The sequence below is a fragment of the Nitratireductor indicus C115 genome (assembly GCF_000300515.1).
Lineage (GTDB): Bacteria > Pseudomonadota > Alphaproteobacteria > Rhizobiales > Rhizobiaceae > Nitratireductor > Nitratireductor indicus.
The window spans coordinates 88977-111335 of the sequence record NZ_AMSI01000011.1 but is presented as its reverse complement, the minus strand read 5'-3'; the positions used below and the strand labels follow the sequence as shown (position 1 = coordinate 111335).

At 61.7% G+C, this 22359-nt stretch carries 20 protein-coding genes; 14 read left to right on the top strand and 6 right to left on the bottom strand.

Going from position 1 to position 22359, the window contains the following annotated elements:
- Window positions 1–19: 19 nt before the first annotated feature.
- From NA8A_RS16190 to NA8A_RS16180, 3 genes are all read left to right on the top strand, one after another.
- Window positions 20–856: a purine-nucleoside phosphorylase gene (locus NA8A_RS16190; RefSeq protein WP_009451425.1), complete on the top strand. Its 837-nt coding sequence runs from the start codon at window positions 20–22 to the stop codon at window positions 854–856.
- Between the two features lies 1 nt (window position 857).
- A complete protein-coding gene (locus NA8A_RS16185) occupies window positions 858–1664 on the top strand; it encodes an SDR family NAD(P)-dependent oxidoreductase (RefSeq protein ID WP_009451424.1) in 807 nt (268 codons plus the stop codon).
- A 66-nt stretch (window positions 1665–1730) separates the two neighbouring features.
- Window positions 1731–2516 (top strand): SDR family NAD(P)-dependent oxidoreductase, encoded by a 786-nt coding sequence (locus NA8A_RS16180; protein ID WP_009451423.1) that lies wholly within the window; start codon window positions 1731–1733, stop codon window positions 2514–2516.
- A gap of 304 nt (window positions 2517–2820) precedes the next feature.
- Here the strand turns inward: NA8A_RS16180 and mtnA are convergent, their stop codons facing one another.
- Both mtnA and mtnK read right to left on the bottom strand, forming a co-directional pair.
- Complete coding sequence (mtnA, locus tag NA8A_RS16175; protein ID WP_009451422.1) at window positions 2821–3930, bottom strand: S-methyl-5-thioribose-1-phosphate isomerase; 1110 nt, start codon at window positions 3928–3930, stop codon at window positions 2821–2823.
- Window positions 3927–5192: an S-methyl-5-thioribose kinase gene (gene mtnK, locus NA8A_RS16170; protein ID WP_009451421.1), complete on the bottom strand. Its 1266-nt coding sequence runs from the start codon at window positions 5190–5192 to the stop codon at window positions 3927–3929. Before mtnK ends, mtnA begins: the two co-directional genes overlap by 4 nt.
- Window positions 5193–5426: 234 nt before the next feature.
- Here mtnK and NA8A_RS16165 point away from each other — a divergent pair, with 234 nt between their 5' ends.
- The 3 genes from NA8A_RS16165 to NA8A_RS16155 all read left to right on the top strand — a co-directional run bounded on the left by NA8A_RS16165 (window position 5427) and on the right by NA8A_RS16155 (window position 9153).
- The gene (locus NA8A_RS16165; protein ID WP_009451420.1) at window positions 5427–6944 is read left to right on the top strand and encodes a sugar ABC transporter ATP-binding protein; all 1518 of its coding nucleotides are present in this window, start codon (window positions 5427–5429) and stop codon (window positions 6942–6944) included.
- 15 nt (window positions 6945–6959) lie between these two features.
- Window positions 6960–7991, top strand: coding sequence for an ABC transporter permease (locus NA8A_RS16160; RefSeq protein ID WP_375295365.1), 1032 nt, complete (start codon window positions 6960–6962; stop codon window positions 7989–7991).
- Window positions 7992–8097: 106 nt separating this feature from the next.
- On the top strand, window positions 8098–9153 hold the full coding sequence (locus NA8A_RS16155; protein ID WP_009451418.1) for a substrate-binding domain-containing protein: 1056 nt from the start codon (window positions 8098–8100) through the stop codon (window positions 9151–9153).
- Window positions 9154–9320: 167 nt separating this feature from the next.
- Here NA8A_RS16155 and NA8A_RS16150 read toward each other — a convergent pair whose 3' ends face one another.
- The 3 genes from NA8A_RS16150 to NA8A_RS16140 form a co-directional block, all read right to left on the bottom strand.
- The gene (locus NA8A_RS16150; RefSeq protein ID WP_009451417.1) at window positions 9321–11375 is read right to left on the bottom strand and encodes a bifunctional aldolase/short-chain dehydrogenase; all 2055 of its coding nucleotides are present in this window, start codon (window positions 11373–11375) and stop codon (window positions 9321–9323) included.
- A gap of 48 nt (window positions 11376–11423) precedes the next feature.
- The gene (locus tag NA8A_RS16145) at window positions 11424–12389 is read right to left on the bottom strand and encodes a sugar-binding transcriptional regulator (RefSeq protein WP_009451416.1); all 966 of its coding nucleotides are present in this window, start codon (window positions 12387–12389) and stop codon (window positions 11424–11426) included.
- A gap of 280 nt (window positions 12390–12669) precedes the next feature.
- On the bottom strand, window positions 12670–12939 hold the full coding sequence (locus tag NA8A_RS16140) for a YMGG-like glycine zipper-containing protein (protein WP_009451415.1): 270 nt from the start codon (window positions 12937–12939) through the stop codon (window positions 12670–12672).
- 439 nt (window positions 12940–13378) lie between these two features.
- Here NA8A_RS16140 and NA8A_RS16135 point away from each other — a divergent pair, with 439 nt between their 5' ends.
- Window positions 13379–14980 carry a BCCT family transporter gene (locus NA8A_RS16135; RefSeq protein ID WP_009451414.1) on the top strand — a complete coding sequence of 534 codons (1602 nt, stop codon included), beginning with the start codon at window positions 13379–13381 and terminating at the stop codon, window positions 14978–14980.
- Between the two features lie 73 nt (window positions 14981–15053).
- Here NA8A_RS16135 and NA8A_RS16130 read toward each other — a convergent pair whose 3' ends face one another.
- Complete coding sequence (locus NA8A_RS16130) at window positions 15054–16088, bottom strand: polysaccharide deacetylase family protein (protein ID WP_009451412.1); 1035 nt, start codon at window positions 16086–16088, stop codon at window positions 15054–15056.
- A 221-nt stretch (window positions 16089–16309) separates the two neighbouring features.
- Between NA8A_RS16130 and NA8A_RS16125 the strand changes: the two genes are divergently transcribed.
- The 7 genes from NA8A_RS16125 (at window position 16310) to NA8A_RS16095 (ending at window position 22355) form a co-directional block, all read left to right on the top strand.
- On the top strand, window positions 16310–16975 hold the full coding sequence (locus tag NA8A_RS16125; RefSeq protein ID WP_009451411.1) for a tetratricopeptide repeat protein: 666 nt from the start codon (window positions 16310–16312) through the stop codon (window positions 16973–16975).
- Between the two features lie 13 nt (window positions 16976–16988).
- On the top strand, window positions 16989–18416 hold the full coding sequence (der, locus tag NA8A_RS16120; protein WP_009451410.1) for a ribosome biogenesis GTPase Der: 1428 nt from the start codon (window positions 16989–16991) through the stop codon (window positions 18414–18416).
- A 193-nt stretch (window positions 18417–18609) separates the two neighbouring features.
- The gene (locus NA8A_RS16115; RefSeq protein WP_040672828.1) at window positions 18610–19794 is read left to right on the top strand and encodes a cell wall hydrolase; all 1185 of its coding nucleotides are present in this window, start codon (window positions 18610–18612) and stop codon (window positions 19792–19794) included.
- Between the two features lie 398 nt (window positions 19795–20192).
- On the top strand, window positions 20193–20558 hold the full coding sequence (locus NA8A_RS16110) for an AtpZ/AtpI family protein (protein ID WP_009451408.1): 366 nt from the start codon (window positions 20193–20195) through the stop codon (window positions 20556–20558).
- Between the two features lie 39 nt (window positions 20559–20597).
- Window positions 20598–21347, top strand: a complete 750-nt coding sequence (locus NA8A_RS16105; RefSeq protein ID WP_009451407.1) for a F0F1 ATP synthase subunit A — start codon at window positions 20598–20600, stop codon at window positions 21345–21347.
- Between the two features lie 132 nt (window positions 21348–21479).
- Window positions 21480–21704 carry a F0F1 ATP synthase subunit C gene (locus tag NA8A_RS16100; RefSeq protein WP_009451405.1) on the top strand — a complete coding sequence of 75 codons (225 nt, stop codon included), beginning with the start codon at window positions 21480–21482 and terminating at the stop codon, window positions 21702–21704.
- Window positions 21705–21773: 69 nt separating this feature from the next.
- Complete coding sequence (locus NA8A_RS16095) at window positions 21774–22355, top strand: F0F1 ATP synthase subunit B (protein WP_009451404.1); 582 nt, start codon at window positions 21774–21776, stop codon at window positions 22353–22355.
- Window positions 22356–22359: the final 4 nt, after the last annotated feature.

Genomic DNA, 22359 nt, shown 5'->3' with positions numbered 1-22359 from the left:
TCCTGAAGGAGAAACGGTCATGACCGAAAGCCAGTTAGCGCGTCTTGAGCGCGCCCATGCATCCATCAAGTCACGGGCGGGCGCTCCTGCACCCGTGGCGGTGATGCTCGGCTCCGGCCTTGGCCAGCTCGCCGATGAAGTGGAGGATGCCATCACCATCCCCTATGCGGAGGTCGAGGGTTTCCCCGTCTCCACCGCGCCGGGTCACAAGGGCGCCTTCGTCATCGGCTCGCTGCATGGCGTCCGCGTGGTGATGATGCAGGGGCGCCTGCACCTCTATGAGGGCTGGGCGCCGCGCGATATCGCGCTGGCGGTTTACCTCCTTCAGAAGCTGGGCGCGGAAAAGCTGGTCGTCACCAACGCCGCCGGTTCGCTCAATCCCGATTACGAGCCGGGCGACGTGATGCTGATCGAGGATCACATCAATTTCACCGGTCTCAATCCGCTGGTCGGTCCCAACGACGATGCCATCGGCATCCGTTTTCCCGACATGTCGCGCGCTTACACACCCGAACTTCTGGTGACGGCGAACGAGGCTGCACAGAATGCCGGTGTTGCACTGCGCCGCGGAATCTATGCCGGCGTGCTCGGGCCGTCGCTCGAGACTTCTGCCGAACGCCGCTATTTCAGGGCTTCGGGTGCGGACGCTGTCGGCATGTCCACGGTCACAGAGGTGATTGCCGCATCCCATGCAGGTTTGCCGGTGGTCGGCTTGTCCGCCATCACGAACAAGGCCACGGGCGGTCCCGACCAACAGCCGGACACCATCGATGAGGTCTTCGCCAATGCCGTGGTCGCCGGTCGCAAGATCGAAGCGATCCTGACCCATCTCCTGCCTGCCCTGAAGGACGCCTGACATGCCTGCCACTATTCCCGCAACCATCCCGTCTGTCGCCAGCCTGCTCGATCTTACGGGCCGCACCGTCATCGTCACCGGATCGAGCGGAGGCATCGGTGGAGGCATCGCGCGCCGCCTCGCCGAGGCGGGAGCGAATGTCGTCTGCCATTATCACGGCAATCGTGACACCGCCGAAGCGCTTGTCCAGGAGATCGAGGCCGATATCGGCGGCAAGGCCGTGGCTCTGGGCGGCGATCTCTCGGATGAGGCGGCGGTCACAGCCCTCGTGAAGGGGGCGACCGAGGCCTTCGGTACGCTCGATGCAATCGTGAACAATGCCGGCCATCAACCGGTCGCCGGCCTCCTGGACATCACGCCCGATGGCTGGTCGCAGATGATGGCGATCAACACAGCGGCGCCTTTTCTTCTGACCCGCGCCTTCGCCGCCCACGCGAAGGAAAAGGGCAGGGGCGGCGCGGTGGTCAACATCGCCTCCATCGAAGGGCATCAGCCTGCGCCCGGCCACGCCCACTATGCCGCGTCCAAGGCTGCGGTTTTGATGTTCACCAAGGCTGCTGCGCTTGAGCTCGGCGCGCTCGGCATCCGTGTTAACTCGGTGTCGCCGGGGCTGATCCATCGCGACGGGATCGAGGAAGGATGGCCCGAAGGCGTGGGACGCTGGAAGGAGGCCGCGCCGCTTGGTCGGCTGGGCATGCCGCAGGATATCGGTGATGCCGTCCTGTTCCTGATCTCGGATGCGGCGCGCTGGGTCAGCGGCGCCGATCTCACGGTCGACGGCGGTGTCAGCGCCCGTTCGACTTGGTGAGTTCGATTCTTAAAACAAACAGTTATTCAAAATAGCTGAATCAATCTGCGAGGCACTTGAATCATCATGACAACAGCAAACTCCGCGCCGCTTGAAGGCCGCGTCATCGCCGTTACGGGAGCTGCAGGCGGCATCGGCCGTGGCATTGCCCGGGCCATTCTGGAAGCCGGCGGACGGGTCGCACTCCTCGATCTTCCGGGATCGTCGCTGGCCGACGCGGCTGCCGGGCTCAATGCTGGAGATGCGGTGACGATGGCTGAAGCCGATGTCACGGACGCGCAGAGCCTGGATGCCGCCTTCGCCAAGGTGGTCGCTGCCATGGGGCGTCTCGATGGTCTCGTCAACAATGCCGGCGTCGTGCGTCTGGGGCCGGCCGACGGGCTGAAGGGCTCGGACATCGATCTTGAAATGGCGGTAAACGTGAAGGGTGTTCTGCTCGCGGCGCAGGCTGCGGCCCGGCGTTTCGGCCCGGAGGGCGGCGCCATCGTCAACATTGCTTCCAATGCCGGCAAGGTGGGATATCCCAACATGGCAGGCTATAACGCCTCGAAGGCTGCCGTCATCAATCTGACGCGCTCTCTGTCGCTCGAATGGGCCGCGCGCAACATCAATGTCAACGCCGTCTGCCCCGGAGGTGTCGCCACCGACATGTTGAAGACGGTGGCCGATTTCATCGTCGGCGGTGATGCCGAGAAATCGGAGGAGATGATGAAGAACATGGTGCCGAGCCAGCTTGGCCGCCATATTCAGCCGGTCGAGGTTGGCCGTGTGGTGGCGTTTCTTCTGTCCGATACGGCAAAGATCATCCGTGGTCAGGCGATCACCATCGACGGTGGCGATACGCCGTATTGAGTGTGATGCGCAGTGTTGTGGTGCGTGGTTCGACAAACTCACCATGAGGGAGGTCGTGGGTGGCGGCATGCTGAGAGCGGTTGCCGTAGCATGCAATGCAGATCGTCGATCACGGTTGCCATCGCTGGTACTGTCACCCGCACCCAAACTCACACCTGCATTCGCATCCGCCGACGTAAGCCTCCACCCTCATCCTGAGCTTGTCGAAGGGCGAGGGTGGGGCGTTTCCAGAGGCCACTCCCAGCCCTCGAAAGCGATTCAGAAACAGCGCCTTCCAGCCCCTTCCTGAAGCGCCTTCAAACTGTCAGGCGGCATCCGCCCCGGCGTGCTCGGGAAAGAGCGCCCGCAAGCCCTCGGCGGAAGCATCCGCCACGCCGCGCTCGGTGATGAGGCCCGTTACGAGCCGCGCCGGCGTCACGTCGAAGGCGGGGTTGCCGGCGGGTGTCGCCTCCGGCGAGATGCGCACCTGGCGTACCGCGCCCGTCTCGTCCTTGCCCCAGACGAGCGAGACCTCATCGCCCGAGCGCTCCTCGATGGGGATTTCCTTCACGCCGTCGCGCACCGTCCAGTCGATGGTCGGGGAGGGAAGCGCGACGTAGAACGGCACGCCATTGTCCCGCGCCGCAAGCGCCTTGAGATAGGTGCCGATCTTGTTGCAGACGTCGCCCTCGGCGGTGGTGCGGTCGGTGCCGACGATCACCATGTCCACCATGCCGTGCTGCATCAGGTGCCCGCCGGCGTTGTCCACCACCAGCGTGTGCGGCACCCCATGGCCGGCCATCTCCCAGGCGGTAAGCTGGGCACCCTGGTTGCGCGGCCGCGTTTCGTCCACATAGACGTGAACGGAAATGCCTTCCTCCATGGCAAGATAGATAGGCGAGGTGGCCGTGCCGTAGTCGACTGTGGCAAGCCAGCCGGCATTGCAGTGGGTCAGGATGTTGACCGGCTCACCCGGTTTCTTGCCGGCCGCGATCTTGCGAATGATCTCCAGCCCGTGCCGGCCGATATTGCGGTTGAGCTCGACATCCTCGTCGGCGATTTCCGCGGCCCGCTTGTAGGCGGCCTCGGCGCGCTCGGCTTCGGGCAGCTTGCGCAGATGGCGGCGCATCGCATCGAGCGCCCAGCGCAGGTTGATGGCGGTGGGGCGCGTCTCGTGCAGCACGTCCCAGACCGCATCGAGAGCTGCATCGGATGCGTCCTCGCGCATGCGCATGGCGACACCATAGGCTGCCGTCACACCGATCAGCGGCGCCCCGCGCACCCACATGTCGCGAATGGCGGTGGCGATGGCATCGACGCTGCGCACTGTCTCCACGCGCAGTTCGTGCGGCAGCCAGCGCTGGTCGATCAGGTCCACCGACCACCCATCCTCGTTCAACCAGATGGTGCGGTAGTGTTTGTCTGCGACCTTCATGACAGTTTCCCCTGGTCCAGCGCCTGCGCCAGCATGTCGAGTTCGGCGAGCGACTGGATCTTGTTGCGGTTGACGATGATATGGCGGCCGAATTTCAGCGCAGCCGCCTCGCAGGAGGCGCGCTGCGCCTCGTCCGCGATGTCTTCGAAATCGGCATTGTGGGCGAGGCCCAGTATGCGTCTGTGCATCTCCACGCCGGCAAAGCCCAGCATGTCCGTCCAGATGTCGTGGATCACATGGTTGAGCGCCTGCTCCGAGGCTAGGCCGTCGTTCCGCGCTTCATAAAGTGCTGCGTCATAGAGCATGCCCTTGCGCTCGGTGTGCCACAACCTGGCGAATTCGTTGCGGAAGGTGTTCCACGTCTCGTCTATGACCCCAAGCAGATAGGCGCGCATCTCCTCGCGGCTTCCCGCGCTTTCGTGCCCGCGCTGCGAGAAGAAGGACATCCAGTAGTTCGCAAGCAGCATGCCGACATCGAAGGCCATGGGGCCGTAGAAGGCGAACTCGGGGTCGATAACGCGGGTCTCGGTGTCCGTCACCATCACGGAGCCGGAATGGAGATCGCCATGCACCAGCGTTTCGGCGCGCGTTGCGAATTGGTGCTTCATGCGCTGCGCTTCCACCTTGAGGTCGCGGTCGGCGCGCAATTCCTTCACGAGCGCTTCGAGGCCCGGCGTGTGACGGTTCATCGGCGCTTCGAAATAGGGATCGGTGAAGACAAGGCTTTCCGTGATGTCGCAAAGCTCCACATTGTCAGCGAACAGCGCCAGATCGGCCTTGCGCTCGGAGGCCTTCATGGAGAGATCGGAGCCGCGGAACAGCGTGTGCGCCATGAACAGGCCGAGATCGCGCGCGATCTTCGGCAGCCTGCGGCCCTCGATCAGGGCGCGGCGCAGGATGATGTGCGGCGACAGGAACTCCATGACGATCAGCGCCTGGGCCTCGTCGAAATGATGGATTGCCGGCACCGTGCCAGGCGCGCGTTCCGCCTGGCGGCTGAGGGCGTGATATTCGAAGAAGGAGCGTTTCAGGGGCAGGGGCCAGCTGTCGCCGACAAGCCGCACATAAGGCAGCGCCTGCTTCACGATGACGGTTCCCTTCTCCCCCTCCACGATGAAGACGAGATTGAGGTTGCCGTCGCCCACCTCGCGCACCTTCCACAGATTGCTGTCGGCGCCGATGCGCTCCGCGATGGCCGCGACCGGTCCCAGTCGTCCCGGCAGCGTCTCCACGGTCAGGGCCTCGAAGGCGTTTTCTTTCATTGTTTCTGTTTCCTCCCTTTCGCGCCTGGACGCGTGACATATGGCGCCTGCTCTGATCCGCGTGCTGGCCCTGTCCTCACAAGCAGAAAAGGCAAGGGGAAGGGCGCACGCAGGCATTGCAGGTCGCGAAACCTTGATGCCATCAATTCCGTCGCCACGCTACCAAGGCTCTGTCATTTGTCAATCATGTTGACAAATGCTTGTTACCTGCTAGCGTCACCCTGGGAGGAGAGCATGGGCGATACAGCCGTTTTTCGCATAGCTGGCTTGACCAAGGCCTTTGGGCCGAACGCCGTTCTGCGCGGTGTCGGGTTGGATTTGCGCGCCGGTGAGGTTACCGTCCTGATGGGTGCCAATGGCGCGGGCAAGTCCACACTCGTGAAGATCATGAGCGGGGTCCACAAGGCGGATCGCGGCATGATGATGCTGGGCGACAAGCCATTCTCCCCCACAACACCCGCTGAGGCCATGCATGCCGGTGTCGTCACGGTTCACCAGAACATCAATGACGGTGTCGTCGGCACGCTGGACGTGGCAACAAACCTCGTGCTCGACCGGCTGAATGGAGCGGGCAGGGGGCTGTTCTTCAATCCGCGCCGCATCCGCCGCGAGGCGCGTGAGGTGGCCGAGCGGATGGGGCTTGGCATCGACCTCGGCGCGGAAGTCACCGATCTTTCCCTGGCCGACCGGCAGATGGTGGCCATCGCGCGTGCGATGGCGCACGAGCCGCAAGTGATGATCCTGGACGAGCCCACCTCCTCGCTGTCGAGCAACGAGGCGGAGCGGCTTTTCGCATTGATCGAGCGTCTGCGCGCACGCGGCGTCGCCATTCTCTATATATCGCATCGCATGTCGGATATCCGCCGGCTGGCGGACCGCATCGTCAGCCTGCGCGATGGAGCCATTGTCGGCCAGTTCGACGAAAAGCCACTCGATTACGAAGGCGCCGTCAACGCGATGCTCGGCCAGAATCTCGGCCGCCACAGCATCGATGTGCGCGACGCGCATGAGCCGGTGTTTTCCGCCGAGGGGCTGCGCATGGCACCGTCCGCGCGACCCTTCTCGATGCAGCTTGGTGCGGGCGAGGTGGTTGCGGTCACGGGGCTTGTCGGCGTCGGCAAGACGCAACTTGCCGAAACCCTGTTCGGCATTCACCGGCCGCTGGCCGGTTCCATGATGCTGGATGGCGTGCCTTACCGCCCGACAACACCTGCCGATGCCATTCGCAACGGTGTCTTTCTCGTTGCAAAGGACCGCGGTTCCACCGGCATCGTCCCGGAATTCAACATCTATGAGAATATGAGCCTCCCGTTCCTGCCGCGTTTCTCGCGCATGGGTGTGACGCGGAGGGGCCGCGAGAGACAGGTGGCGCGCGACCAGATTGCGGATCTCAAGGTCGTTTGCCGTACCGAACGCGATGATCTCGCGACGCTTTCGGGCGGCAATCAGCAGAAGGTGACAGTGGCGCGCTGGCTCACTCAGTCCTCGCGCCTGCTCATTCTCGATGAACCGTTTCAGGGCGTCGACATTGCCGCCCGGCATGACATCGCGGCCAAGCTGCGCGAAGGTGCCGGCGCGCGGGCGACGCTTGTTTTTCTCACCGAGCTGGACGAGGCGCTGGAGACGGCCGACCGTATTCTCGTCATGTCGGAAAACACGATTGTCGGCGAGCATCGCAACGCCGACGTGGACATGGATCGCCTGCTGGCCGAGGTTGCCGGCCAGCGCAGCGAAGCCGCAGGGAGCTTATAGGGAATGGAAAGCCGCATGGCGGAAAAGACTTCGATGGCAGGCAATTCCGGCCTGTCGGTGCGCGAGATCGCCATCCGTTACGGATTCTTGACACTTCTCGTTGGGCTCATCATCTTCTTCTCTCTGGCCACACGCGGTTTCACCTCGCCTCAGGCCGCGGTGTTCATCCTGCAGTCCGTCTCCATCACCGGCATCCTGGCGCTCGGCGTCACGGCGACGCTCGTTGTCGGCGGGTTTGATCTCTCCATCGGGTCTATCGCCACCAGCTCGATGATGGCTGCTGCCTATGTGATGGTGGTTCTGGAACAGAACGCGCTCGTCGCGGTCCTTGTGTGCCTCGCCATCGGCGCTCTGGTCGGTCTCATCAACGGCCTGATCATCTGCTATATGCGCGTGCCCGATCTTCTGGCCACGCTTGGCATGATGTTCCTGCTGATCGGCCTCCAGCGTATTCCGACGGAAGGCCGTTCCATCGCCACCGGCATGACGCTGCCCGACGGCTCCACCGCCGAGGGCAAGTTCAGCCAGGCCTTCCTGGCGCTGGGCCGGCACCGCTTCGATCTCTTCATAGACAATCTCGTGCCTGCCTCCGTGGTGGTGCTGATCGTACTCGCCATCGTCATCTGGTTCTTTCTCGAATACACGCGTTTCGGCCGCATGATGTATGCCGTGGGCTCCAACGAGCGCGCGGCCGAGTTCGCCGGTGCGCCGGTCAAGGCCTACCGCATCTGGGCTTATGTGATTTCGGGCGTTTTTGCGTCCATCGGCGGCATTCTTCTGGCGGCGCGTCTGGGGCGCGGCGACATCGCTTCCGGCAACAATCTGCTTCTGGATGCGGTGGCGGCAGCCCTCATCGGTTTCGCCGTTCTGGGCGCAGCCAAGCCGAATGCTTTTGGAACGGCCATCGGTGCTCTGTTCGTCGGCGTGCTCCTGCAGGGGCTCACCATGATGAATGTTCCTTATTACACACAGGATTTCGTCAAGGGCGCGGTGCTTGTCGTCGCGCTGATTTTCACCTTCGCCTTGCTTGGGAGGAAAGCCAGGTAGGGACGGGAACAGGCGCATCCGCGCCGAAACTTTCAGGGCAGGCCGCTGCGTCCGGGAAGGGCGGCCCGCACTCTTGCAGCATCCGGCAAACACAGTGGAGGAGAGTATGGAAATTTCACGCAGACTCCTGGGCAAGATGGCCGCCGCACTCGCCGGCGCGACCATGCTTTTGCCTGCCGCCGCCGGCGCGCAGGACAAGCCCGCGCCTTTCGACAATCCGGGTGAGGTCGAGATCGCCCTGGTACGTTATCTGTCCACCGGCGATTTCTTCCAGGCCTATCTGTCGGGTGTCGAGGCGCAGGCAAAGGCGCTTGGCGTCAATCTGCGCGTGCTCGACAGCCGTCAGGACGCAGCCCTGCAGGCCGACATGGTCGATCAGGCCATCGCGCTCGGCGTCGACGGCATCATCATCCAGCACGGCCTGACCGAATCCATGAAGGAAGCGGCCCAGCGCGCGGTGGATGCGGGCATCAAGGTCGTCGCCTTCGACGTCAATGTGGAAAACGATGCCGTTCCGCAGATCGAGCAGTCTGATCGCGACCTCGCTCGCCTCGCGCTCGAGCAGGCGATTGAGGACAATGGCGAAAGCTGGAAAGCCGGATACGTGTATGTGGCCGGTATCGCGCCCCTCGACCGTCGCGACGAGACCTGGCGCCAGTTCAAGGAGAAGTATCCGGGCATCGAGGAAGCGGCGCAGTTCGGCACGCTCGACAACCCGATTGCCAATTCCGTCGCCAACCAGGCCCGTTCCGTGGTGACTGCCAATCCCGACATCCAGGTGATGTTCGCCCCCTATGACGAATTCGCCAAGGGTGTGAAGATCGCTGTCGACGAGGCGGGTCTTTCCGACAGCATCAAGATTTACTCGGCCGACGTTTCGACCGCCGATATTTCGGCCATGCGCGAGCCGGGCAGCGCCTGGGTCGCGACGGCGGCGACCAATCCGGCTGTCGTCGGCGAGGTTTCTGTGCGTGCGCTGGCAATGCTTCTGGCCGGCGAGGAGCCGGGCAAGAGCGTCATCGTTCCGCCGACGCTGATTACCCAGAAGGCGCTGAACGATGGAGACATCAAGAACATGGAAGAACTGGCGCAGAAGCTGCCGCAGTTCGCCCATGCGGATGTGGCGGTTCCTGCCTGGATGCCGCTTCCCCCGCGCGACTGAGGCGTGGCGCGATCGACATGAAAAGGGCGGCTCCGGGCCGCCCTTTTTTGTGGATGGGACTAAGGTGCAGGGTGCGCTTCGCCACTGCATCGCGCAGCACCCCTTATGGTGAGCCTGCCCCGTGATGAGCTTGTCGAACGCAAACCACGGAGGAAGGCTTCCAGCGCCTAGCGCAGCGCAGCGGCGATATTGCCGCCGTCGACGGTCGTCACATCGGCCGTGGTGCGCTCGGCGAGCGCATGATGCAGGAAGGCTTGAGCGACATCTTCGGCTCGCACTTCGAGGCCCAGCAGATTACCGCCCATATAATCCTTCTCCGAAAGACCGCGCGCCTTCGAGCGGCTGGCGATCATGTCGTCCGTCAGGAGGCCCGAACGGATGCGGTCGGCATTCACCGCATTGGAGCGTATGCCCATGGCGCCGTAATCGAGCGCATATTGCCGCGACAGGAACAGCGTTGCCGCCTTGGGCAGGCCATAGGCCCCGAAATTCGCTCCCGGATTGACTGCCTGCTTGGACGCATTGAAGAGCAGAACGCCGCCGGTTCCCTGCTGCTTGAAGAGCCGGACCGCATTTTGCGCAACGCTCTGGTGGGCAAAGAAGTTGAGTTCGAAGCTCTTGCGCAGCATGGCGTCGTCCAGTTCGCCGATCCTGCCTTCCCAGGCGGCACCCGCATTGGAAACCACGATGTCGACGCCGCCGAACACGTCGCGCGCCTTGTCGAAGGCGGCGAGTACGGATGCCGGATCCGTCACGTCGGTGCCCACGCCGATGGAGGCGTTGCCTGCGGCCTTCGCCACGGCCTTGGCCTTTTCTTCGTCGAGGTCGAGCACGACCACATGGGCTCCCTGCGAAGCGAACAACTTTGCCGTTGCAGCACCGATGGCACCGGCGCCCCCCGTCACGACCGTGACCTGGCCCGACAGGGGCTTCGGCTTGTTGGAGGCAAGCTTGGCCTGTTCCAGCGACCAGTATTCGAGCTCGAACAGATCGGACAGAGCAAGAGGATGGAACGAACCGATGGCTTCCGCACCGGTTACTGCCTCCACCAGCATCTCGCCGACATCCGCGGCGATCCTGGCTTCCTTCAGGCTGCGGCCATGGCCGATCAGTCCGAGGCCGCGGACCAGCGTCAGGCGCGGCATGGTGTCGAGCATGGTGCGCTCCACATCGTCCGCCGCATTGTTGGTGTCGAAATACGCCTTGTAGCGGTCTGAGAACTCCGCGACCTTCTCGCGGATGACCTTGCCGTATTCATCGAGCTTGCCGGCTTCCGGCGCGGGCAGGACCATGGGGCCTGTCTTGATGCGGATGGAAAGGTCGGGCGTGGAAACGCCGCGCTTTGCCAGTTCCTCGGCGCTGTCGGCATTGACGTAGTCGAGAATCTTCGGCGAGGTGCGGAAATCGCAGACCATGCGCCCGAACTTACCGTCACCTTCATCGATGGCGATGGCGCCGCGCAGATAGGGCATGATCTCGGCGGGCGTCGCCAGTTCCTTGGGTAGCGTGACCGGTTTGAACGGTGTCTTGCCGTTCTTCGCCACATAATCCTCCGCCATGGTGACGAATTCGATCATCAGGCTGTAGGCGGTTTTTGCATCCTCGGCGAAAGTGAAGATGCCGTGCTTGTCGAGGATCAGGCCTTCGACGGACGGGTCGGCGTCATAGACATCGGCGGCGGCCTTGGCGAGGTCGAAGCCCGGCTTGATATAGGGCACGAAACCCAGGCGCTTGCCGAATGCCTTCTGGCAGAGTTCCTCGGAGTTTTCCTGGTCGACCAGAGCCAGGATCGCGGTGGAATGGGTGTGGTCGACGAATTTGTGCGGCAGGAAGGCGTGGAGCAGCGTTTCGATGGACGGATTGGGCGAACCGGGGTCGATCAGATTGGCGCGCTGCATGGCAACCATGTCCTCGTCGCCCAGCGTGTCCAGCTTGCGGGCGGCCAGAAGCGCGTCCATTTTCACCGCCGGCAGGCCGGCAGGCTCGATGACGCCCATGTCCCAGCCGCTGCCCTTCACGCAAAGCACGTCATATTCGCGGCCCAGAATATCGGTGGCCGTGGATTTGAGCGAGGTGTTGCCGCCGCCATGCAGCACGAGGCGGGGCTCGCCGCCCAACAGGCGCGTCGTATAGACCCGCAGGGCCAGGTCGCGGGCAACGCCCTTTTTCGCGTAATCGGCAACCAGCTTTTCGGCTTCGCTGTCGTTCCAGAGGTTCTGCATTGTCTTCCTGTTTGTCTCGGACTTTGGTGTTCGGGGTTTCGGCGGCGCTCAGGCCGGCGTGGGTTTGGCGGCGGCATGGCTTGCAAGGAGCCCGGCCGCCATGGTGGAGGTCGTCACCAGATGCGTGAAGAACCGGCCTGAGATGGCCGCACGCAACGGTTCGAGCTTTTCATCTTCCTGCACCACCATAAGCCGCTTCGGGATGGCGCGGATGGCATCGAAATCCGCAGAGATCATGCGCTTGTTGTAATCGCAGTCGAGCAGCGTGCCATCGGCTGTAATGATCTGTCCGGCGATCACGCCCGTCGCGCCCATCGCCTTCAGTTGCGCCAGTTCATCGAGGCCGAGCGCCCCGCATTTGATGACATGGCTGTCGCTGTCGAGCGTGCCGACGGTGAAGAGGGCGAGGTCGCAGGCGCTGATCCCGTCGAGCTGTTCACGGATGACCGGTTCCGCACGCAAGGCTTCTGCAAGCGCACGGCTGCTCAGTACGAGCGGCGCATAAAAGTTCAGACCCTTGGCGTTCAGCCGGCGTGCGATTTCCATCGTGCACTGGTCGGGCCGGTAGGAATAGGGCGAGCCCAGATTGCCGCACATTTCAACCACGGTCACGTCTTCCCGGTCGGCGTGGTTCATCGCATCGGCGATCTGATAGACCGTACGGCCCCAGGCAACGCAGACCCGGTCGCCATTCTGCACCATTTCGAGAAAGACATTGGCCGCGAGCATGGGGATCTCGGCAGCCGGATTGGAGGAAAGGCCTTCGTCGCCGGTAAGCCATACGGTTTCAAGCCCGAAAGCATCCTCGACCTGCCGTGCGAGGCGGTCGTCGCTGAACAGATGCGTCGACGTGGAAATGTTGACGATCCCGGCCTCGCGGGCCTTGCGCAGATAGAGCGCGACGGAGGCGCGTGAAATATTCAGACGCTGCGCCACCTCGTCCTGGCGCAGGCCATGGGTATAATAAAGCCACGCGGCCTTGTGTATGATCTGGTCCGTCGGACGATAAGCCATGCCGCCCCTCCTTTCGACATTATTCATGTCGATTGACAAAAGTCAATTATACATGGCTTACCCTTTGGATATCCCCGTCATCGGCCCTTAGATCGATTCACCGTTCGACGGAAACCTTGAACCGATCTATCTCTTTGTTTTTCCGCATTTATGCAGACGTCAGGTGATTCCACCTGACGTCTGCATAAATGCTCTAAAAAAACGCATGGAAAAGGCCGGAAGGTTTGCACCTTCCGGCCTTTCTGTCACTCGCCAAGAAAGGCGGGTTATGCGCCTTTGATCAGTAGCCGCGCGGGCACGATGCCTCGTAACGGCGGCCGTACTGGTCGCGGTAGATACAGCGGTTGCTGTTCTCCGAGGCGCGGCCCACCAGTGCGCCGGCAACCGTACCGATCGCGCCACCGATGATTGCGCCTTCGACCTTGTTGCCGGAGGCGAGTGCACCGATGGCTGCACCGCTGGCACCGCCAAAGGCTGCACCCTGTTCGGTCGGGGTGCATGCGGCAACCGAAAGAAGCAGTGCCGGTACGAGAAAAATACTCTTATTCATGGGTCCTCTCCACATAACCTTCCACTCATAAAGCCGCAGACGATGATTTGGTTCCATCTGCGGCTCGCATGTTTTGTCCCTATCCGTGAACCAACCTAGGCAATAAATCAGGCCAAATTCGGAATTTTTCAAAAGCAGTTTGTCTCGAAGTTTCGACATTGCAAGCAAGTTTTGGCGTTTCTCCCAGCATTGCTGAAAGCCATGGAAAATAAGGCGTCTAAGCTCAAATGCGGCAGGTTTTGGGCAGTTTTTTGCCCCTTTGGGGTTCCAATCTGCGCTCATTTGTTGAAGTTTGAAGCCAATCCACATCTTCGGAATCGTCTTTTGGACCATGCGCCCTTGGGCGTTTGGGCATGATTTTCCGCGTGGAGGAATGTTCCGGCGGCGGGCGGCTTTGAAAGTCGTTTGCCTCCAGCCATCGGACAGAATGGAGTGACAAATGTCTGAAACAACCTTTGAGGAGGATCACGGGCTAGAAGCAGGTCAGGACAATGTCCGCGTGCTGGGCCTTGATGTTCACAACCCTGTATTCTTCGTCTCCGCGGTGCTCATCATCGCATTCGTCGTCTTCGCGCTGATTTTCAGCGAGACGGCTGCCGCAGGCCTTGGCGGGCTGCGGACCTGGCTGACCTCGACCTTCGATTGGGTCTTCATGCTGTCGGCCAATCTCTTTGTATTGTTCTGTCTTGCGGTGGCCCTGTCTCCGCTGGGCAAGGTCAGGCTTGGCGGCAAGGATGCCGTTGCCGAGTATTCCTATTCCGGATGGTTCGCCATGCTGTTTGCGGCCGGTATGGGAATTGGCCTGATGTTCTTCGGCGTTCTTGAGCCGATGTACCATTTCAACAATCCGCCACTCGGTCTGGAGGCGCCTCTGGCCGACGGTCAGCTGGTGGAAGGCGCAGCTGTTGCCGCGCGTGAAATGGGCATGGCCGCCACCATCTTCCATTGGGGACTTCACCCCTGGGCGATCTATGCGGTGCTTGCGCTTTCGCTTTCGCTTGCCGCCTACAACAAGGGCCTGCCGCTCTCCATTCGCTCGGTGTTCTATCCGATCTTCGGTGAAAGGATTCGCGGCTGGATCGGTCATGTGGTCGATATCATGGCCGTCCTTGCAACATTGTTCGGCCTCGCCACGTCGCTGGGTTTCGGCGCCTCGCAGGCCCTTGCCGGTCTGAATGAGCTTTATGGCGTTCCAAACACGGACATGATGAAGGTCATCCTGATCGTCTGCATAACCGGCGTCGCGTTGACTTCCGTGGTGGCTGGCCTCGATGCCGGCGTCAAGCGCCTGTCGGAGATCAACATGGTGCTGGCCCTGGCGTTGCTCCTGTTCGTGATCGCATTCGGGCCGACCATGGAGATTATCTCGGGCTTTTTCTCCAACGCCTGGTTCTATGTGAAGGAGCTTCCTGAACTGTCGAACTGGGTGGGTCGCGAGGACACCGACTTCATGCACGGCTGGACCACCTTCTATTGGGCATGGTGGATTTCCTGGTCGCCTTTCGTGGGCATGTTCATTGCCCGCGTTTCCAAGGGGCGCACGGTGCGCGAGTTCATCATCTGCGTGCTCATCATTCCAACAATCGTTTCCATTCTGTGGATGACGACATTCGGCGGCACCGCACTGAGCCAGTTCCTCAATGAGGGTTACAACGGCGTGCAGCAGACGGTGGTGGACTATGTTCCCGAGCTTTCGCTTTTCGCGATGCTCGCCGACCTGCCGCTGGCCGGCGTCAGCTCTTTGATCGGCATCATTCTGGTGATCGTGTTCTTCGTCACCTCGTCGGATTCGGGATCCCTGGTGATCGACACCATCACCGCCGGAGGCAAGATCGACGCTCCGGTCGCTCAGCGTGTCTTCTGGGCCCTGTTCGAAGGTCTGGTCGCCATCGTGCTGCTTTTGGGCGGCGGCCTCGCTGCCCTGCAGGCCGGCGCGATCGCAACTGGGTTCCCGTTCGCGATCCTGATGGTGCTGATGCTCTACGCCACGTTCAAGGCGTTGCGTTTCGAGTACAAGGCGATCGATGGCTCCTCCGACTGAGGGATAGCATCGCCTTCTGATCGCACATAAGAAAAGCCCCGGTGCTTCGCATCGGGGCTTTTCTGATTGGGCTTCAGGTTCCACCGCCCTCAGCCTTCGGCCGGGCGCGTTCATCGCCGGCCTGTGCGGCAAGATAATCCCGATAGCTGACGCAACGCACGTCGTTCTTCGAACACACCTCTCGGGCGAAACGCTCCAGCGCGTTCCAATAGGCGCCGCCATTCATCAGGGTGAAGTGGAACCCCAGCTGCACGGGTATGCGCTGCCCGCGATATTGCTTGTCGAAACTGGCCAGAAAGGCCTCATAAGCGCGCTCCTCATAGACCGAAGCCTTTTCGGGGCGTTCCTTGCCGCCCGAATGGCGCACATAAAGATTGTAGTCCATGGCGATCACATTGCGCTCGTTGGGACCCTCGGGGATGAGCGGCAGCGAAAAGCGCTCCACGCCGCCGCGTGCCTTCGGCAGGACCGGGCCTTTCGAAACACCGCTGGCATCATAAAGGAAGCCTTGCCCCGCGAGCGCCTTGTAAAGTGCATTGTTGGTCGAGAGGTAGGGGGCGCGAAAGCCACGGATTTCATCGTGGACGAAATCCTGCCAGCCGGCCGGCTCCCCCTCGATGCCGTTTCTCTTCCAGGCTCCGCCAACGATATCGGTGAATTGTTCGAACTCGCTGTTCCAGTCGCTCAGGCTCCAGCCCTTGCCGTCGAAGTGACCGCAGCCATGGCTGCTGATGTCGTGTCCTTCCAGATGGGCCTGCCAAATCTGATCGAGCCGGCCGGCCACCTCGTCGCGCGATTGCGCATATCCGACATTCGAGCGCGGCTTGCCGAAGCCGGGAGCCTTGTAGGTGAAGCGCGTTTCCGGCGTCAGCAGATAGACGCAGGAGAGGAAATAGCTGAAATGCGCGTTGATCTCCCGTCCCAGTGCGCGGCTGCGCTGCCATTGCGCGATATGCTGTGCACCATCGAAGGAAATAATGACATATTGCGGTGTGGCGGCGCTTTTGTTTTCCTGCGCGATGTTATTCGCAAATGAGGTTGCTGTGCTTGCGAATGAAAACACAAGGGGAGCGAGCGCCAGAATGCCGACGCGAAGAAATCTCGTCATAACCTGATCCAGGAGGGTGCATTTCAATGCCGGGAAGGCTAGCGATGAAATGTGGCCGCCTTTGGGAATTGCCTTCTTGGGCAATTCCCATGCCTTGAAAAGGCCTGAAATGAACAGAATGCCCTCGAAATGTTCCCGCCCCCTTCCATGAAGGCGAATTTCGTCTAAAAAGCGCGGAACACAAACCCACGCGGGATTTTCCCGCCAGACACGGTTCGCACATGTCCGACGACAGTTTCATTCGCGAGGTCAATGAGGAGCTGCGCCAGGATCAGCTCAAGTCGATCTGGCGCCGTTTTGGCCCGCTCGCAATCGGCGCTGCGGTGCTGCTCGTTGTGGCGACAGCCGGCTATGTCGGCTATGAGCGCTGGACGACCTCACGCGCCAACGCTTCCGGCGACGCGTTCTCGCAGGCCCTCCAGCTTGCCCGCCAAGGCGAGAATGATCAGGCGCTTGCCGCTTTCGATGAGCTGGAAAAGACGGGCCACGGCGCCTATCCGCTTTTGGCTCGCATGCGCGCGGCAACGGTTCTGGCTGCCAAGGGCGAGGTCGATGAAGCCGTAAAGGCGTTCGACGCCATCGCGGCCGACCGTTCCACGTCCGATGTGGTCGCGGACGTAGCACGTCTTCGCGCCGGTCTCCTTCTCGTGGATCACGGTTCCTATGCGGATGTCTCCGCCCGCGTCGAGACCCTGACCTCCGACGGAAACGCCCTGCGGCACACCGCACGTGAAGCTCTTGCGCTCTCGGCCTGGAAGGAAGGCAAGCGTGAGGACGCGCTGAAGCTTTTCGAGCAAATCGCCGGCGATGCCGCCGCCCCGCGCAACACGCGCCAGCGCGCCGAGATCATGTCGGAGCTGATCGCGGGTTCGGGCCCGGCCAGTTAGCGAGCAAAGCCCCATGGCCTTCAAGCTCGCAATCATCGGCCGGCCGAACGTCGGCAAGTCCACGCTCTTCAACCGGCTTGCCGGCCGTCGTCTGGCGATCGTCGACGATACGCCTGGGGTGACGCGCGACCGCCGTTCCCACCCCGCCAAACTTCAGGACCTCCGTTTCGAAGTCATCGATACGGCTGGCCTTGAAAGTGCAGCCGCTCCCACACTCGAGGGGCGCATGCGCGCCCAGACCGAGATCGCCATCGATGAAGCCGACATTGCGCTTTTCGTCATCGATGCGCGTGCCGGCGTCATGCCGGACGATTCGACCTTTGCCGATCTTCTGCGCCGCAAGGGAAAACCTGTGGTGCTCGTCGCCAACAAGACGGATGTCAACGCGGCCGCTGCCGGCGTGATCGACGCCTGGGGCCTGGGGCTCGGTGATCCGGTCGCCATCTCTGCCGAACACGGCCTGGGAATGTCCGATCTGCGTGACGCCATTGTCGAAGCCCTTGGTGAGGACGTGGCGCTGGCTGAGGAAACCGAACCGGTCGCCATGCCCGGAGAGGAGATCGCCGTCGGCGAGGATGTGGACCCGGAAGCGGAGGAAGCCCCCTACGACGCGACCAAGCCGCTGCGAATTGCGGTAATGGGCCGGCCAAATGTCGGAAAATCCACACTGATCAATGCGCTGATCGGCCAGGATCGCATGCTGACGGGGCCGGAGGCCGGCATTACGCGCGATTCGATTTCCGTCGACTGGGAATGGCGCGGCCGCAAGATCAAGCTGTTCGACACGGCGGGCCTGCGCCGAAAGGCGCGCGTGCAGGCGAAGCTGGAAAAACTGTCGGTCGCAGATGGCATCCGTGCGGCCCGCTTTGCGGAAGTGGTCATCATCGTTTTTGACGCCACCATACCTTTCGAGAAACAGGACCTGCAGATTGCCGATCTGGTGATCCGCGAGGGCAGGGCGCCCGTGATCGCCTTCAACAAATGGGACCTGATCGAGGATCGGCAGGAAATGCTTGCCGAGCTGCGCGAAAAGACCGAACGGCTGTTGCCGCAGGTGCGTGGCCTCCAGGCCGTTCCCATTTCCGCCGAAACGGGGCGCGGCCTCGACAAGTTGCTGGAGGCCGTTGAAAAGACGCACCGCACCTGGAACAGCCGCGTTTCCACCGGACGTCTCAATCGCTGGCTGGAAGGCGCAACGGCGCAGCACCCGCCGCCCGCCGTTGCTGGCCGCCGTCTGAAGGTGAAATACATCACCCAGATCAAGACGCGGCCTCCGGGCTTCGTCGTTTCGTGCTCGCGGCCCGACGCGATGCCGCAATCCTATGTGCGATATCTGGTGAACGGCCTGCGCGAGACCTTCAATCTGTTCGGCGTGCCGATCCGCGTTGCGCTGCGCACGTCCGACAACCCCTATGCGGGGCGTGCGCGGAAAAAGAGCTGAGGCACCGCTGTCAGCGCTTTATTGCTGGCACTTTATTATATGCATCGAATGAAAGGCTGGCCCGGCATGAATACCGGGCCAGCCTTTTGCGTTTCCGGCCGCCTTCACTTTCGTGAACCGCGTTAACCAGCGATCAAGGTTAACCAATTATGGTTCGTCCAATAAGGGTTGAGTTGCGTAGCGGAGAGTGTGGGTGCTTCGTCGGACAGGAAAAACGCCGCGCGTGGCGGATGGTGAACATCGTTCGTTTCTCGCGCCGGCAATCGTGGCGCTTGGCATGTGGGTCGGGTTCCCGAGCGCCATCGCGCATCAGGACATGGCGGGGCTGATCTCCGGCGAGGAAGGCGGAGGCGCGCGCTGGGCCGCGTTTGTCGAACGCTCTGTCGCCGGCTCCGTTCACAAGGCAGAGATGCCCTTTATCGACCAATCCCTGAAGACCGCCAGTATCTCCGGCTCGGGCATGTCGGCACCCGGCATCGGCGAAGTCGCTTTTCGCGGCAAGAAGGGCTTTACCGGCACGACCCCGGATGAGGACCGCATCAACCGCAAGGAAAAGAAGGGCCGCCTCGTTCAGGTTGCCCCGATGCAGCCGCCCAAACGTTTCAACGCGGGATCCATATTCGAGCAAAGCAGTTTCCTGATGAAGGTGCCACCGGCGGATGAGCCTCTGATGGCCTTCGTGAAACCGCAGATCAAGGGAGAGGAGGTGAAGATCGCCTCCTCCTTCTACATGAAGAAGGACAAGAAGCGCGATTCGCGCCTGCCGACCGCGATCGCCGAACTCGTCAACAACGACCGTCCCGATATCCTGGCCACGGCTTACGCGCCAGCCGAGCCCGATTATGCCAAGGCTTCGCCCTTTGCCAGCATTCTGCTTGAGGAAAAGGTCGATGACGGCCGCTTCATTCCGCCGGTATCGCGCGGCGATCATCCCTGGGCGAGTACGCCGCTTCCCGCCAGTGTCTTCTCTGCCAAGGAGCAGCAATGCCTTGCCGCAGGCGTCTATTTCGAAGCGCGCGGCGAACCGGTGAAGGGACAGGCTGCCGTCGCTCAGGTCATCTTGAACCGGGTGCGCAACCCCACTTATCCTAACTCCATCTGCGGTGTGGTCTATCAGAACGAGAAATGGCGCAACCGCTGCCAGTTCTCCTTCGCGTGCGACGGCATTCGCGACCGCGTTCAAAGTCCCGCGCATTTCAAGATGGCGCAGGAAGTGGCCATGGCGACCACCGCAGGCAAGATCTGGCTTCCGGAAGTGGGATCGGCCACCCATTATCATGCGACCTATGTTCATCCGCGCTGGGCGAACGCCATGGAACGGGTGAAGAAGATCGGCCAGCACATTTTCTATCGCACCTATGGCGGCGGCTGGAACTGAAAGCGGCGCATCTTTGGAGTATTTTGCAGCCAGATATAGTCATCTGACGTCCGCACAAATGCGGAAAAACAATGAGGTGGAGCGGAGACGCGTTTCCCTGAAACGATGAACCGCTCTGGCGGCCTCGGGCGGAATCGCCCGGCCCGGTGAAGAGAATTTCGAAGCGAAAGCCGCAAAAACGACGTCTTTTGTTGCCCGAAATCATCACTGCGCACCGCCGATTCCCCCTGTCGTGGCGAATTCTCCTGACGCGCGCATTGTCGCATCTAGCTAAGATGCTGAATTTATTGGCTTTGTAGCCATTGTGCATGCGCACATCAGCGGCTTGACTGCCGCGAGGGTGCTCACTATGTTGCGCGCGACTTTCAAGCGGATACCCGCTGACCAGCAAACCCGGTATGGAGGTTGCGGTGGCTAACGAAGATCGGCCGGACGATTTGGAGCGCCGGCGCAGCGATCTCGAAAAGGCACTCGCGGCCAGACGACCGGCGAAGCGAGATGGCGGCGAGGGGAAGGAACAGGGCAGCGTAGCGGGCGTGGGAAACGCGCTCAGGCTGTCCAGCGAGTTTGTAGCCGGCGTTGCGGTCGGCGCTGCGCTGGGCTGGTTTATAGATCGCTACGCTGGTACGTCCCCCTGGGGATTGATTGTGTTCCTGCTCCTTGGTTTTGGGGCAGGTGTTCTAAATGTCCTGCGATCTGCAGGGCTTATAGCTGAATTCGGGACCCAATCGCCGAAAGGCGATAAGGACCTGCGAGAAAAGTGACAGGCGCGCGGGCGCCGAGGTAGAAGCGAGGGGGTCCAGGTGGCCAACGATCCGATCCATCAATTCCAGATCTCCAAATGGATTCCGATCGAGATCGGCGGATTGGATTTCTCCTTTACCAATGCGTCCGCCTTCATGGTTGCGACCGTGGTCGCCGCCGGCGCGTTTCTCTTTCTGACCACCTCCAGCCGCGGCCTCGTGCCTGGCCGTCTCCAGTCCATTTCGGAGATGAGCTACGAGTTCGTGGCGTCGATGTTGAGAGATTCGGCGGGGTCGCATGGCATGCGGTTCTTCCCGTTCGTCTTCTCCATCTTCATGTTCGTTCTGATGGCCAACCTGCTTGGCCTCTTTCCCTACTTCTTCACCGTGACCAGCCACATCATCGTCACCTTCGCGCTTGCGCTTCTGGTGATCGGCACCGTGGTCGTTTACGGCTTCTGGAAACATGGCTTCGGCTTCCTGAAGCTTTTCGTTCCGCAGGGCGTGCCGGGCATCGTCGTTCCGCTCGTCGTGCTGATCGAGATCGTTTCCTTCCTGTCGCGTCCGGTCAGCCTGTCGGTTCGTCTTTTCGCCAACATGCTCGCTGGTCACATCACGCTCAAAGTCTTCGCCGGTTTCGTCACATCGATGAGCGCTCTTGGCGCTGTCGGCGTTGCCGGTGCGGTACTGCCGCTCATCATGACGGTGGCAATCACTGGCCTCGAATTCCTCGTGGCTTTCATGCAGGCATACGTCTTTGCCGTTCTGACCTGCATGTATCTCAACGACGCTGTCCATCCGGGCCATTGATGGTTGGAACAGGGGAGTAGGGTCCTTTCTCGCTGAACGCTGGAAGGACCGGTCACAGGAAACAGGTTTCACCGGCGGTTACCGCCAAGTCTGAAGAAAACACGCAAATCCGCGATCACAAGGAGTTTTAAAATGGAAGTTGAAGCAGCAAAGGCAATTGGCGCCGGTATCGCCTGTCTCGGCATGGCTGGTGCCGCTCTCGGCCTCGGCAACATCTTCGGCAGCTACCTGTCGGGCGCTCTGCGCAACCCGTCGGCAGCAGACGGCCAGTTCGGCCGCCTGATCTTCGGCTTCGCCGTGACGGAAGCTCTCGGCATCTTCTCGCTGCTCATCGCTCTGCTTCTCCTCTTCACATAATCGCGCGTTTAACGACGTGCGGGGCCGGTCGCCTGCGTAGCGGCCGGCTGGTATTTCAAGAGGTAGACAATGTTTGTGGCATCGGCATTCGCAGCCTCGGCGCAGGACGCCGCGGAAGCGACCCATACGGAAACCGGGGTGGCGTCGGAAGGCGCCCACAAGGCCGGCTTTCCTCCGTTCGATTCGTCCACCTTCCCCTCGCAGCTTCTGTGGCTGGCGATCACCTTCGGGCTGTTCTACCTGTTCCTGAAGCGTGTGGTCCTGCCGCGTATCGGTGGTATTCTGGAAGTGCGGCGTGACCGCATCGCTCAGGATCTCGACCAGGCGGCGCGCATGAAGGAGGAAGCGGATCAGGCGGTTGCTGCTTACGAGCAGGAGCTGGCCGAGGCCCGCAAGAAAGCCAACGTCATCGGCCAGGAAGCGCGCGACGCCGCCAAGGTGGAAGCGGATGCCGAACGGCGGAGCGTCGAGAAGGAACTCGAGGCGAAGCTCGGCGAAGCCGAGAAGCGCATCGCTTCCATCAAGGACGCCGCGATGCGCGATGTCGGCACGATCGCCGAAGACACCGCAGCCTCCATCGTGCAGGAGCTGGTGGGTGGTCGTCTCGACAAGGCTTCGGCGGCAGCTGCCGTCAAGGCCGTGAAGCAGTAGGAGA